Here is a 12,141-nt window from a genome sequence, read left to right on the forward strand (position 1 = left end):
GCGCCGGCGTGACTTGAAGCGCTGTGCATCCCCGAGGCTGGGCTTGGACCGAGCCGGGCGGCCCCTCAGTCAAGGAAGGTCGAAATCACGTCGTTGAGGAAGCGCTGGCCGAGCGCCGTGGTCTGCAGCCGCGCGGTGCCTTCGACCAGCCAGCCGCGCTCGCGTGCCGATGCGAGTGCGGGCGCGATGCGCTCCATCGGCACACCGGTGCGCTCGGCAAAATCGGCGAGCGGTACGCCGTCGATCAGCCGCAGCGCATTGAGCATGTATTCGAACGGCAACTCGTCGACCGCCACCGGGCCATCGCCACCGATACGTCCGGCATGGCCGCCAGCGGCCAGGTACGCCTTGGGATGCCGCGTCTTCCAGCGGCGGTGGACCGTGCCGTTTTCCGTGCGGGTCAGCTTGCCGTGGGCGCCGGCGCCAATGCCGAGGTAATCCCCGAAGCGCCAGTAGTTGAGGTTGTGCACGCAACGACGATCCGCCTGGGCATAGGCGGAGATTTCGTACTGCCCGTAGCCGGCGGCAGCGAGCTGCGCTTCGCAGGCCTCCTGCATCGCCCACGAATGATCGTCATCGGGCAGCGGCGGCGGGTTCGCCGCGAATGCCGTGTTGGGTTCCAGCGTGAGCTGGTAGTGCGAGACGTGCGTCGGTTGCAGCGCGATGGCACGCGTCACGTCTGCCTGTGCGCCATCGAGCGTCTGTTGTGGCAGCGCGTACATCAGGTCGAGGTTGATGTTGGCGTAGCCCGCGTCCTGCGCCGACTTCACCGCCGCCTCGGCCTCGCTGGCCGAATGGATACGGCCCAGGCGACGCAGCTTGTCGTCGTCGAAACTCTGGATGCCGAACGACAGGCGATTCACGCCTGCTGCCAGATAGCCGTCGAAACGGCCGTGTTCGACCGTACCCGGGTTGGTCTCCAGCGTGATCTCGGCGGCGTCGACCAGCGGCAGGCGCTCCCGCACGCCATCGAGAAAGCGGTCGATCAGCTCCGGCGCGAACAGGCTGGGCGTACCGCCCCCGAAGAAGATGCTGTGCACCGGGCGGCCGAGCGCGGCGCTGCCGAAATCGCGGAGATCGGCATCGAGGTCGGCAAGCAGCACGTCGACGTATTCGGCATACGGCGGCGGCTCGCCTTTCACGCCGTGCGAGTTGAAGTCGCAGTAGGGGCATTTCTTCACGCACCACGGCATGTGGACGTACAGCGACAGCGGTGGTGCGATCAGCGGCATGGTGTTCAGACGTGTGGTGCAGCCAGGCGCTGGCGAAGCTCGGCCAAGGCGCGGCCACGGTGGCTGATGCGGTTCTTCATGCCGGGCGGCAGTTCGGCCGCACTCACCGCCTCGCCATCGGGCAGGAACAGCGGGTCATAGCCGAAGCCGTGCGCGCCGCGCTCCTCGGTCAATACGCGACCATGCCAGCGGCCTTCGGCGATCAGCGGCGCCGGGTCGTCGGCGTGCCGCAGCAGCACCAGCACGCAGATGAAGAAGGCGCCGCGTTGCCCGGTGGGCACGTCCTTCATCTCATGCAGCAGCTTGGCGTTGTTCGCCTTGTTGTCGCCATGCGTGCCGCTGTAGCGGGCCGAATAGAGTCCCGGCGCACCGCGCAGGTGTTCCACGCACAGGCCGGAGTCATCGGCGAGCGCCGGCTGCCCACTGATGCGTGCCGCGTGGCGCGCCTTGAGCAGCGCGTTCTCCACGAAGGTAAGGCCCGTCTCCTCGGCGTCGCTCACGCCATAAGCCGACTGCGGCATGACATGGAGCCCACTGTCGGCGAGCAGGTCGTTGAATTCGGCGAGCTTGCCGGGGTTGCTGCTGGCGAGAACGATGGGAGACATGCGGTCAGGCCATTTCCAGCGCGGTGCGCTGCGCGATGACGAGTTCGCCGATGCCCTTTTCGGCGAGGGCGAGCATGGCGTCCATTTCCTCGCGGCGGAACGCATGGCCTTCGGCCGTGCCCTGGACCTCGATGAAGCCGCCACCGTCGTTCATCACCACGTTCATGTCGGTGTCGCAGTTGGCGTCTTCGGCGTAGTCCAGGTCGAGCACCGGCACGCCCTGGTAGATGCCCACCGAAATGGCCGCCACGGCGCCGACCACCGGGTTGCGGCGAAGGTTCTCGCGCTTCATCAGCACGTTCACCGCATCCACCAGCGCCACGTAGGCGCCGGTGATGGCGGCGGTGCGGGTGCCGCCATCGGCCTGGATCACGTCGCAATCGAGCGTGATGACGCGTTCGCCCAGGGCCTGGCGGTCCACGCAGGCGCGCAGGCTGCGGCCGATGAGGCGCTGGATTTCCATGGTGCGCCCGCCCTGGCCGCCGCGCGCGGCTTCGCGCTGCATGCGGGTATTGGTGGCGCGCGGCAGCATGCCGTACTCGGCGGTGATCCAGCCTTCGCCCTTGCCACGCAGCCACGGCGGCACGCGGTCTTCGATGCTGGCCGTGCACAGCACCTTGGTATCGCCGAAGCAGACCAGCACCGAGCCTTCGGCGTGGCGGGTGTAATGACGTTCGATGGTGACGGTGCGCAGCTGGTCGCTGGCGCGGCCACTGGGGCGGCTGGGGGAGCTCATGGACGCGTTGGCCTTAAGGATTGGGCAAGCCAGGGCGGGAAAGTTTACCATTGCGCCCTTTCCTTCGTTCCGCAGGCGCTCCCCATGATCCGCAGCATGACGGCTTATGCCTCCGCCGAGGCGACCGGCCCCGCCGGCAACCTCAGCTGCGAGCTGCGCACGGTCAACCACCGTTACCTCGAGCTCAGCCCGCGCCTGCCGGATGACCTGCGCATGTTCGAGCCGGCCCTGCGCGAACGCATCGCGGCGCGGCTTTCGCGCGGCAAGGTGGACATCACCGTGCGCCTGCGGGGCGAAGCGCGCAGCGAATCGCTGCAGGTCAACGCAGGGACGCTGGCGCGGCTGTCCGAGCTGGCGATGGATCTGGAAGCCCGCTTCCCGCGCATGAACATCGAGTTCACCGAACTGCTGCGCTTCCCCGGCGTGCTGCAGCAGTCCGAGGTGGACCAGGACGTACTGCAGGCCGCCTTGCTCGATGTGCTGGAGCGCGCGCTCGATGCGCTTACCGCCACCCGCGAGCGCGAGGGCGCCAAGCTGGCCGACTTGCTTAAGGACCGTCTCGACGCGATCGAACGCATCGTGGCCGACGTACGCAGTTTCATGCCGCAGATTCGCGAGGGCCTGCGCACGCGCCTGGAATCGCGCCTGGCCGATATCAAGCAGCCCGCCGATCCGGGCCGCCTGGAGCAGGAGCTGGTACTGCAGATCACGCGCAGCGACGTGGATGAGGAGCTCGACCGGCTCACCGCGCATATCGCCGAAACCCGCCGCGTGCTCGGCACCAAGGAAGCCGTGGGCCGTCGCCTGGATTTCCTCATGCAGGAATTCAATCGCGAAGCCAACACGCTGGGCTCCAAGGCCGTGGACGTGCGCAGTACCAATGCGGCCGTGGAGCTGAAGGTGCTGATCGAGCAGATGCGCGAACAGGTGCAGAACATCGAATGAATACCGCCACGCCAAGCGCCGAGTGCACCTTGTTCGTGGTGGCCGCGCCCTCGGGCGCGGGCAAGTCCACCCTGGTCAATGCGCTGCTGGAGCGCGAACCGGCCATCTCGCTGTCGATCTCGCACACCACGCGTCCGCCACGTCCTGGCGAGCAGTACGGCCGTCACTATTTCTTCGTGGAGCGCGAAGAATTCGAGCGCGAGATCGCCGAAGGCATCTTCCTCGAGCATGCCGAAGTGCACGGCAACCTGTACGGCACCTCGCGCACCACGGTGGACACGCTGCTGGCGCAGGGGCGCGACGTGCTGCTGGAAATCGACTGGCAGGGCGCCCGGCAGATCCGCAAGACCAAGCCCGATTGCGTGAGCGTGTTCATCCTGCCGCCGTCGCGCACGGAGCTGGAGCGCCGCCTGCGTGGCCGCGGCTCGGACAGTCCCGAGGTCATTGCCCGTCGCCTGCACAATTCGCGCGAGGAAATCGCGCATGCGCACGAGTTCGACTACATCATCGTCAACGACAACTTCGACGTGGCGCTGAGCGACCTGCAGGCCATCGTGCATGCCGTGCGCCAGCGCAGCGAGCTGCAGTGGCGGCGGCATGAAGCGTTGATTGCCGAGCTGCTGGCCTGAAAGGTGGCCGTTCTTCTGTAGGAGCGCACCCAGTGCGCGACCGCGGCGTGACGGCATGTCTCAGTTCGTAGTTCTCGCGGCAGCACTTCGCATCACCGCATCACCGCTCCGTCGGCTTTTCGCGCACCGGGTGCGCTCCTACAGCAAGCTTCGCCTCCGCAAGGTCTTGTTCCGTTAGCGATTCCTGAGCGACGGGGCGGGCGGCGCATGGCCTTCATACGGGTATTCAGCTAACGTGGCGCCTTTCTCCCGCCCGCAGCCTGCCCATGACCGACTCCGTTAGTGCCAAGCCCGACGACAGCGCCCTGGTGCGCGTCCGTGGCCTGACCACGGTGCTCAATGGCAAGAAGGTGTTCGACGCGCTGGACCTGGATATCCCGCGCGGGAAGATCACCGCGATCATGGGGCCCAGCGGTACCGGCAAGACCACCCTGCTCAAGCACATCACCGGCCAGATGCACGGCGATGCGGGCGAGGTATGGGTGGATGGCCACAGCGTGTCGAAGCTCTCACGCGAGAAGCTGTTCGAGCTGCGTGAGCGCATCGGCTACCTGTTCCAGAATTCCGCGCTGCTCACCGATTTCGACGTGTTCGAGAACGTGGCGTTCCCGCTGCGCCAGCACACCGGACTGCCGGAAGTGCTGATCCGCAATATCGTGCTGACCAAGCTGCAGGCCGTGGGCCTGCGTGGCGCGGCCGGCCTGATGCCGTCGGAGCTCTCGGGCGGCATGGCGCGCCGCGTCGCGCTGGCCCGCGCCATCGTGTTCGACCCGATGCTGATCCTCTACGACGAGCCTTTCGTCGGCCTCGATCCCATCGCCCTGAACCAGGTGCTGAAGCTGATCCGCACGCTCAACGAGACGCTGGGCATCACCAGCGTGCTGGTGGCGCACGAGCTGGAGGCGATCAAGCAGGTGGCCGACCACATCTATCTCATCGCCAACGGCAAGGTCGTGGCCCAGGGCGATCCGAAGACCATCGCCCATGACGGCTCACCGTGGACACGGCAGTTCTTCGGCGGCGAGGCCGACGGCCCGGTGCCGTTCCAGTATCCCGCCGACGACTACGCGAGCTCGCTCGGTTTCCCACGGAGGGGCGCATGAGCCTGACCCTGAACCGCGAAAACATCGTGGTGCGCTCGCTGGAGCAGATCGGCAACTGCGGCCTGTTCCTGCTGCGCCTAGTGGCGGCCATTCCGCAGAGCCTGCGCCACTACCGCGAGACGATCCGCCAGCTGTGGTTCGTCGGCGCGATGAGCCTGATCATCATCATGGTCTGCGGCCTGTTCGTGGGCATGGTGCTGGGCTTGCAGCTGTATGACGTGCTGTCGATCTTCGGCGGCACCTCGGCCACCGGCACGGTGGTCGCCATTGCGATCTACCGCGAGCTGGGGCCAGTGGTTACGGCGCTGTTGTTCGCCGGCCGCGCGGGCACCTCGGTGACCGCCGAGATCGGCCTGATGCGCGCCACCGACCAGATCGCCGCGATGGAGATGATGGCGGTCGACCCCATCGCCTACGTCGTGGTGCCGCGTTTCCTCGCCGGCATGATCGCCATGCCGCTGCTGACCTGCGTGTTCTGCGCGATGGGCATCTTCGGCGGCCATCTGGTGGGCGTCACCTGGCTGGGCATCGACAACGGCACCTTCTGGTCGAACATGACCGCCACCGTCGAGGTGGGCAAGGACGTGATCAATGGCGTGCTGTGGAAGAGCCTGGTGTTCGGCATCGTGGTCTCGCTGATCGCCGTGTTCCAGGGCTACACCACGCCGCCCACCAGCGAGGGCGTGGCCTATGCCACCACCCGTACCGTGGTCGCCTCGTCGATCGCCATCCTGGCGCTCGACTTCGTGCTCACCGCTTTCCTGATGTGAGCGCCGCCATGACCGAATTCACCATCAACCTTTCATTGAGGATCGTGCCGTGAGCCAGAGACCCTCCTACGCCGTCGGCACCGGCCTGTTCATCGTGCTTGGCTTCGCTACGCTCGGTTATCTCGCGACCCAGACCACCTCGGTGGTCAATACCAGCCGCGGGCCGACGTACACCGTCGAGGCGCACTTCGCCAACATCGGCCAGCTCAAGGCGCGTGCGCCGGTGAAGGTCGCGGGCGTGCGTGTGGGCCAGGTGCAGTCGATCAATCTGGATCCGGGCAAGGAAACGGCCGACGTGAAACTGGCCATCGACCAGCGCTACGACAAGATCCCCGAAGACACCGTCGCCACCATCTTCACCAGTGGTTTGCTCGGCGACCAGTACGTGGGACTGCAATATGGCAACTCGAAGAAGGCCCTGGCCGACGGCGGCACCCTGTCGCTGACCCGCCCGGCGCAGCAGCTGGAAGAGATGCTGGGCAAGTTCTTCGGCGCCGGTGGCGCCGCGGACAACCTGTCCGGCAGCTATACGGTCAAGGCGCGCTTCACCAATATCGGCGCGCTGTCGGTCGGCGCGCCGGTGAAGATGGCCGGCGTGGCCATCGGCAGCGTCAAGGCGGTGCAGGCCGACCCGGTCAAGCTGGATGCCGAGGTGAGCCTGTCCATCGACAAGAAGTACAGCCAGATCCCCGACGATTCGGCCGCCGCGGTGTTCACCAGTGGTTTGATCGGCACACAGTACGTTGCGATCCAGCCCGGCGGTTCGCCGGACATGTTGAAGGACGGTGACGAGCTCGTGCTCACCCAGTCGGCGCTGCAGATCGAAGATCTCATCGGCAAGTTCCTGGTCAGCGGTTCGCCCAGCGACAAGAAGCCTGCCGACGGCGACAGCAAGCATTGAGTCAGCGCGTCACGTCCCGATATTCCCCCGGATCATCATCAGGAGTCACCCCATGTTGCGTAGCCTGGCCCTTGCCACCGCCATCGCTTTCGGCGGCGCGATCGCCGCCCCGGCGTTCGCCCAGAACGCCCCTGCCACGGCCGGCGCCCAGCAGCAGCCCGAGCAGGTGGTGCAGGTCATCGCCGACCAGCTCGCCAGTGCCATCGAAGGGCACCAGCAGCAGCTGAAGAACGATCAGGAAAAGCTGATCGCCGTGATCGACGATGTGTTCCTGCCGCACTTCGACATCGACTACGCGTCGATTCTGGTGCTGGGCCAGCACGCCCGCGAGGCCACGCCCGAGCAGCGCGCGCGCTTCGCCAAGGCGTTCTACAACTCCATCACCCATCGCTACGCGGAAGGCCTGCTCAACTACACCCGCGGCCGCGTGAAGGTGCTGCCGTTCTCCGGCGACCTCAACGACAAGCGCACCGTGGTGCGCACGCAGGTGGTGCTGGACGACGGCAAGACCGTCGGCGTGGACTACGCCTTCCGCAAGTCGCGTGACGGCAGCTGGAAGGCCTACGACGTGATCATCGAAGGCATTTCCTACGTCACCAACTACCGCAACCAGGTGGACGCGGAAATCCGCAAGGTCGGCATCGACCAGCTGACCACCAACCTGGAAACCCAGGGCTCCAAGGCGCTGGAAACCATGGAAAAGGACACCAAGGGCAAGTCATGAGCGACGCCGCCGCGCCCATGCAGGTCGACGACATCACACCCGACACCGTACGCGTGTCGGGCGTGCTCATCTTCGCCAACGCCGCGAAGGCACTGGACGTGATGGCAGCCGCCGTGGCGCGCGAGGGTCGCCGGGTGCTCGATCTGTCGGGCGTCACCCGCAGCGACAGCGCCGGCTTGGCCTGCGTGCTGGCGGTGCTGTCGGAAGCCGCCGAGCGGGGCCGTCCGCTGACCGTGCGCAACATGCCCGAAGGCATGCACCTGCTCGCCAGCGTGTGTGAAGTGGAAGGCCTGATGGCCTGACGCCAGGCCATCCGCGGACAAGAGAAAGGGGCCTTCGGGCCCCTTTTCTTTGCTGCGTTTGGGAGAAGCGGCGATCAGTTCTTGATCGGCTGTTTTCCCTGTTCCGGCTGCTTGTTCTCCCAGGAATGCTGCTCTTCCAGCAGTTCGTCGGGATCGAAGTTCTTGTCCTTCAGGCCCTGCATCTGCTCGATGATCTCGGCCGGCGGGTTGCCGTCGTACAGCTCATACAGGCGCTGCTGGCGGTAGGCGTCGCGCATGAACACGTACGGGTCGTAGGCCGACTGCAGGAAGCTCTCCGCATCGATGCCGCGCGAGCGCAGCGTCACCAGGTAGAACAGCTCAGGCAGGTACTCCTGGCCGTACTCGAAGTCGTGGTTGCGCGAGTAATAGCTCAGCGGGTCGAAGAAGTAGCTGTCCACCGGCAGGCGCCACACGTCGCGGGCCGTGGTCGGGCCGACGAACGGCAGCACCAGGTAGCCGCCTTCCGGCACGCCCCAGCGCGCCAGGGTGATGCCGAAATCCGTATCCTGCAGCGGGATGCCCAGCTGGCTGGCCGGGTCGAAGAAGCCGCCGATGCCCAGGGTCAGGTTGACCAGGAAGCGGCCCGTGCTCTGCGCCGCCTGCATCGGGCGCGCCTGCAGCAGGTCGTTGGCGACCGTGATCGGCATGCGGATATTGGTGAAGAAGTCGCTCACGGCACGGCGCACCGGCGGATTGGTCACCTTGCGGTAACCCACCGCGACCGGCCGGATGATCGCCTTGTCCATCGAGTCGTTGAACGCGTACATGTCCCGGTTGAATTTCTCGTAGGGATCGTCGGTACGCGGCTTGGCGATGGTGCAGCCCGCCAGCAGGGTGATCGCAACCAAGGGAAGGCTGCGCTTGAGGATTGGGAGGAGGGCGGACGGCATCGCTGGCAACGGTCCTAGGGGTAAGTAGAATATTGTACTGGCTGGTTTTTTATTGTGTACAGCCCCCTGCAGTGTTTCGGGGAGCGGCTGCAGGCCGGCTGAACCGCGCATTCTACGGTTTGCTGCATTGCCAGCAAAGCAGCCTCTGGCTACACTGACACGCGATAAGTCGCTTTATTCTCTAAGGATTTCAGATGGCCCGCATTACCGTCGAAGACTGCCTGCAGGTGGTCGACAACCGCTTCGAACTGGTGTTGATGGCGACCAAGCGCGCCCGCCAGCTCTCCAAGGGTGCCGAGCCGGCAGTCAATCCCGATCACGACAAGCCGACCGTGCTCGCCCTGCGCGAAATCGCCGACCGCCGCATCGACCAGGCCACCATCGACGAGATCGACAAGGCCGAGCGCGAACGCGCCGAGCGCGAAGCCCTGGAATGGGCAGCCGCCGAAGTGGACGACGACCTCTCCAAGGGCGGAGACGACTGATGGATGGCGGTGGCTGTAGACAGCGCCTCCCGAGTGCCGGCATGTCCGGTGCTTTGCGCTGTGCTGAAGTAGCCGTCGGCCTGATTTCCAAACGCATGGAGGCGGTCGCCTGAGCGGGGACCGACCATCCATGCCGGCCGTCACGGATTCCTCTACCCCGGATACGTCGACGCTACCGCCGTACGTTTTGGCCCTGAAAGAGCGCGTGGCCTACCTGCCGGAGCCGCAGGTCGAACGCGTGGTCCGCGCCTACCAAGTGGGCGCCGTGGCCCACGAGGGCCAGGCCCGCAAGAGCGGCGAGCCCTACATCACGCATCCCGTAGCCGTGGCCGGCATCCTCGCCGAGCTGGGCCTGGACGCCGAGACCATCATCGCGGCGATCCTGCACGACACCCTGGAAGACACGGCGCTGAGCCGTACGGAACTCTCCGGCGAGTTCGGAGAGACCGTGGCCGAGCTGGTCGACGGCGTCACCAAGCTGGACAAGATGCGCTTTTCCAGCCGCCAGGAGGCGGACGCCGAAAGCTTCCGCAAGATGCTGCTGGCCATGGCGCGCGACCTGCGCGTCATCCTGATCAAGCTCGCCGACCGCCTGCACAACATGCGCACGCTGGGGGCGAAAGATGCTCCGTCGCGTCGCCGCATCGCGCGCGAAACGCTGGAGATCTATGCGCCCATCGCGCAGCGCCTGGGCATGAACAAGTTCAAGGCGGAGCTGCAGGACCTGGGCTTCCGCGCGCTGTACCCGGACCGTTACCGCGTCATCAGCGAGCGCATCCGCGCCGCCCTCGGCAACCGTCGCGAGGCGATGGGCAAGATCGAGACGGCGCTGTCCACGCGCCTCACGGCCGAGCACATCACGGCGCGCGTGGTGGGCCGCATCAAGTCGCCGTGGAGCATCTATTCCAAGATGCGCAGCGAGCATAAGACGTTCGCGCAGCTGATGGACGTCTATGGCTTCCGCGTCGTGGTCGATTCGGCGATGAGCTGCTACATGGCGCTGGGTTCGGTGCACAGCCTGTACAAGCCGGTCGATCGCCGCTTCAAGGACTTCATCGCCATTCCCAAGGCGAACGGCTACCAGTCGCTGCATACCGTGCTGCTCGGGCCGTTCGGCGCGCCGATCGAAGTGCAGATCCGCACGGCGGAAATGGACTCGGTGGCCGAGCGCGGCGTGGCTGCGCATTGGGCGTACAAGACCGATTCCGGCCCGGCGAACAGCGCGCAGGCACGCGCCCGCGAGTGGCTGTCCTCGCTGGCCGACAGCCAGGCGCACACGGCCTCGTCGTCGGAGTTCATCGAGAACGTCAAGATCGACCTGTTCCCGGACGAGGTCTACCTGTTCACGCCGCGCGGCGACATCCTGGCCTTGCCACGCAATGCGACTGCGCTGGATTTCGCCTATGCCGTGCACACCGACGTGGGCGACCACGCCGTGGCCGCGCGCGTGGACAAGAAGCTGGTGCCGCTGCGCACGCGCCTGGAATCGGGGCAGCTGGTGGAAATCATCACCGCGCCGTCGGCGGTACCGAACCCGGCATGGCTGGAATCGGTGGTCACCGGCAAGGCGCGCACCGCGATCCGCCAGTATCTCAAGCATTTGCAGCACGAAGATGCGGTGGACTTCGGCCATCGCATGCTCGACCGCGCGCTGGACGCCCTGGGTACCAGCCTGGATGCGATTCCGCCCGCGGTGCTCGATCGTTTCCTTGAGACCGCCAAGCTCAAGCGCCTGGAAGAACTGCTTTCCGAGATCGCCCTGGGCAACCGCGTGCCGCACCTTGTTGCCGGCCAGCTGGTTGCCGCGCGCGGCAAGAAATCGTCCGACGTGCAGTCGGCGCCGCACGCGATGGAGAAGATCCGCATCACCGGCGCCGAACGCGGCGTGCTCAGCTTCGGCAACTGCTGCCACCCGCTGCCGGGCGACGAGATCATCGGTTATCTCTCGTCGGGCAAGGGCATCGTGGTGCATCGCGTGGAATGCCCGAACGTGGTGGAGCTGCGCAAGTCGCCGGAACGCTGCGTGGCGATCGAGTGGGATCGCGACGTGCAGGGCGATTACCGCGCCGAGCTGCGCATCGAGGTCATCAACCGTCCTGGCGTGCTGGCCACCGTGGCGGCGGCCATCGCCGCGGCCAACTCGAACATCGAGAACGTGGAATACGTCGAGCGCGACGCCGCGGCGGCCACGCTGCTGTTCGCGCTGGAAGTGAAGAACCGCAAGCATCTGGCCGAAGTGATCCGCCGCGTGCGCCGTACCGGCGTGGTGAGCGGTGCCTATCGCTATCCGCTGTAAGCGGCGGCGGGGCGTTTCGTCCCTCCTCATCGTGCGCTTCTCGCTCTAGACTGGTCGGCCTGTGCAACCACGAGGCCACTTCATGTCCCGCCAGATCATCGCCACCGACAAGGCACCGGCCGCCATTGGCCCGTATTCGCAGGCCGTGCGCGCCGGCAACACCGTGTACTTCTCCGGTCAGATCCCGCTCGACCCGGCCACCGGCCAGATGGTCGAAGGCGACATCACGCTGCAGACCCGCCGTGTGTTCGACAACCTCAAGGCGGTGGTTGCCGCTGCCGGCGGCTCGATGGACAAGATCGTGCGCGTGGGCATCTACGTGACCAACCTCGGCCACTTCGCGTCCGTCAACGAAGTGATGGGCGAGTATTTCCAGGCGCCGTATCCGGCACGCTCCACCATCGAGGTGTCGGCATTGCCGAAGCTCGCCGATGTGGAAGTCGATGCGATCATGGTGCTCGACTGATCCTTCGTATTCGCGTGCACCGACAGCCGGCGAGTC

General features: G+C 66.1%; 14 protein-coding genes. 10 read left to right on the top strand and 4 right to left on the bottom strand.

Features of this window, described 5'->3' with window-relative positions:
* Nucleotides 1-65: 65 nt before the first annotated feature.
* From hemW to rph, 3 genes are read right to left on the bottom strand one after another with little or no spacing between them, the layout of a single operon-like run.
* Nucleotides 66-1,232 carry a radical SAM family heme chaperone HemW gene (gene hemW, locus CA260_RS02680; RefSeq protein ID WP_111980900.1) on the bottom strand — a complete coding sequence of 389 codons (1,167 nt, stop codon included), beginning with the start codon at nucleotides 1,230-1,232 and terminating at the stop codon, nucleotides 66-68.
* A gap of 5 nt (nucleotides 1,233-1,237) precedes the next feature.
* A complete protein-coding gene (gene rdgB / locus CA260_RS02685; protein WP_111980901.1) occupies nucleotides 1,238-1,837 on the bottom strand; it encodes an RdgB/HAM1 family non-canonical purine NTP pyrophosphatase in 600 nt (199 codons plus the stop codon).
* 4 nt (nucleotides 1,838-1,841) lie between these two features.
* A complete protein-coding gene (gene rph / locus CA260_RS02690) occupies nucleotides 1,842-2,573 on the bottom strand; it encodes a ribonuclease PH (RefSeq protein WP_111980902.1) in 732 nt (243 codons plus the stop codon).
* 84 nt (nucleotides 2,574-2,657) lie between these two features.
* On the opposite strand from rph, the gene CA260_RS02695 reads away from it, so the two are divergent.
* From CA260_RS02695 to CA260_RS02725, 7 genes are all read left to right on the top strand, one after another.
* Entirely contained in the window at nucleotides 2,658-3,518 is an 861-nt protein-coding gene (locus CA260_RS02695) for a YicC/YloC family endoribonuclease (RefSeq protein ID WP_111980903.1), read from the top strand.
* Nucleotides 3,515-4,147: a guanylate kinase gene (gene gmk, locus CA260_RS02700; RefSeq protein ID WP_111980904.1), complete on the top strand. Its 633-nt coding sequence runs from the start codon at nucleotides 3,515-3,517 to the stop codon at nucleotides 4,145-4,147. The genes CA260_RS02695 and gmk overlap by 4 nt, the downstream gene beginning before the upstream one ends.
* Nucleotides 4,148-4,413: 266 nt before the next feature.
* The gene (locus tag CA260_RS02705; RefSeq protein WP_111980905.1) at nucleotides 4,414-5,250 is read left to right on the top strand and encodes an ABC transporter ATP-binding protein; all 837 of its coding nucleotides are present in this window, start codon (nucleotides 4,414-4,416) and stop codon (nucleotides 5,248-5,250) included.
* Nucleotides 5,247-6,020, top strand: a complete 774-nt coding sequence (mlaE, locus tag CA260_RS02710; protein ID WP_111980906.1) for a lipid asymmetry maintenance ABC transporter permease subunit MlaE — start codon at nucleotides 5,247-5,249, stop codon at nucleotides 6,018-6,020. The genes CA260_RS02705 and mlaE overlap by 4 nt, the downstream gene beginning before the upstream one ends.
* A gap of 49 nt (nucleotides 6,021-6,069) precedes the next feature.
* Nucleotides 6,070-6,921, top strand: a complete 852-nt coding sequence (mlaD, locus tag CA260_RS02715) for an outer membrane lipid asymmetry maintenance protein MlaD (RefSeq protein WP_111980907.1) — start codon at nucleotides 6,070-6,072, stop codon at nucleotides 6,919-6,921.
* A 52-nt stretch (nucleotides 6,922-6,973) separates the two neighbouring features.
* Nucleotides 6,974-7,645: an MlaC/ttg2D family ABC transporter substrate-binding protein gene (locus CA260_RS02720; RefSeq protein WP_111980908.1), complete on the top strand. Its 672-nt coding sequence runs from the start codon at nucleotides 6,974-6,976 to the stop codon at nucleotides 7,643-7,645.
* Nucleotides 7,642-7,947 carry an STAS domain-containing protein gene (locus CA260_RS02725; RefSeq protein WP_111980909.1) on the top strand — a complete coding sequence of 102 codons (306 nt, stop codon included), beginning with the start codon at nucleotides 7,642-7,644 and terminating at the stop codon, nucleotides 7,945-7,947. Before CA260_RS02720 ends, CA260_RS02725 begins: the two co-directional genes overlap by 4 nt.
* 74 nt (nucleotides 7,948-8,021) lie before the next feature.
* Here CA260_RS02725 and CA260_RS02730 read toward each other — a convergent pair whose 3' ends face one another.
* Nucleotides 8,022-8,858, bottom strand: coding sequence for an MlaA family lipoprotein (locus CA260_RS02730; RefSeq protein WP_111980910.1), 837 nt, complete (start codon nucleotides 8,856-8,858; stop codon nucleotides 8,022-8,024).
* Nucleotides 8,859-9,052: 194 nt separating this feature from the next.
* Between CA260_RS02730 and rpoZ the strand changes: the two genes are divergently transcribed.
* The 3 genes from rpoZ to CA260_RS02745 all read left to right on the top strand — a co-directional run bounded on the left by rpoZ (nucleotide 9,053) and on the right by CA260_RS02745 (nucleotide 12,105).
* Nucleotides 9,053-9,343 carry a DNA-directed RNA polymerase subunit omega gene (gene rpoZ / locus CA260_RS02735; RefSeq protein ID WP_038614834.1) on the top strand — a complete coding sequence of 97 codons (291 nt, stop codon included), beginning with the start codon at nucleotides 9,053-9,055 and terminating at the stop codon, nucleotides 9,341-9,343.
* 130 nt (nucleotides 9,344-9,473) lie between these two features.
* On the top strand, nucleotides 9,474-11,639 hold the full coding sequence (locus tag CA260_RS02740; protein WP_111980911.1) for a RelA/SpoT family protein: 2,166 nt from the start codon (nucleotides 9,474-9,476) through the stop codon (nucleotides 11,637-11,639).
* Nucleotides 11,640-11,721: 82 nt separating this feature from the next.
* Complete coding sequence (locus CA260_RS02745) at nucleotides 11,722-12,105, top strand: RidA family protein (RefSeq protein ID WP_038614840.1); 384 nt, start codon at nucleotides 11,722-11,724, stop codon at nucleotides 12,103-12,105.
* The last annotated feature ends 36 nt before the right edge of the window (nucleotides 12,106-12,141 follow it).

It is taken from the genome of Dyella jiangningensis (genome assembly GCF_003264855.1).
Taxonomy (GTDB): Bacteria; Pseudomonadota; Gammaproteobacteria; order Xanthomonadales; family Rhodanobacteraceae; genus Dyella; species Dyella jiangningensis_C.

Coding starts and splice junctions, on each gene's coding strand:
- rdgB (WP_111980901.1), bottom strand. CDS start 1,837: ATGTCTCCCATCGTTCTCGCCAGCAGCAACCCCGGCAAGCTCGCCGAA.
- gmk (WP_111980904.1), top strand. CDS start 3,515: ATGAATACCGCCACGCCAAGCGCCGAGTGCACCTTGTTCGTGGTGGCC.
- rpoZ (WP_038614834.1), top strand. CDS start 9,053: ATGGCCCGCATTACCGTCGAAGACTGCCTGCAGGTGGTCGACAACCGC.
- CA260_RS02730 (WP_111980910.1), bottom strand. CDS start 8,858: ATGCCGTCCGCCCTCCTCCCAATCCTCAAGCGCAGCCTTCCCTTGGTT.
- rph (WP_111980902.1), bottom strand. CDS start 2,573: ATGAGCTCCCCCAGCCGCCCCAGTGGCCGCGCCAGCGACCAGCTGCGC.
- hemW (WP_111980900.1), bottom strand. CDS start 1,232: ATGCCGCTGATCGCACCACCGCTGTCGCTGTACGTCCACATGCCGTGG.
- CA260_RS02705 (WP_111980905.1), top strand. CDS start 4,414: ATGACCGACTCCGTTAGTGCCAAGCCCGACGACAGCGCCCTGGTGCGC.
- CA260_RS02740 (WP_111980911.1), top strand. CDS start 9,474: ATGCCGGCCGTCACGGATTCCTCTACCCCGGATACGTCGACGCTACCG.
- mlaE (WP_111980906.1), top strand. CDS start 5,247: ATGAGCCTGACCCTGAACCGCGAAAACATCGTGGTGCGCTCGCTGGAG.
- CA260_RS02695 (WP_111980903.1), top strand. CDS start 2,658: ATGATCCGCAGCATGACGGCTTATGCCTCCGCCGAGGCGACCGGCCCC.
- CA260_RS02725 (WP_111980909.1), top strand. CDS start 7,642: ATGAGCGACGCCGCCGCGCCCATGCAGGTCGACGACATCACACCCGAC.
- CA260_RS02720 (WP_111980908.1), top strand. CDS start 6,974: ATGTTGCGTAGCCTGGCCCTTGCCACCGCCATCGCTTTCGGCGGCGCG.
- CA260_RS02745 (WP_038614840.1), top strand. CDS start 11,722: ATGTCCCGCCAGATCATCGCCACCGACAAGGCACCGGCCGCCATTGGC.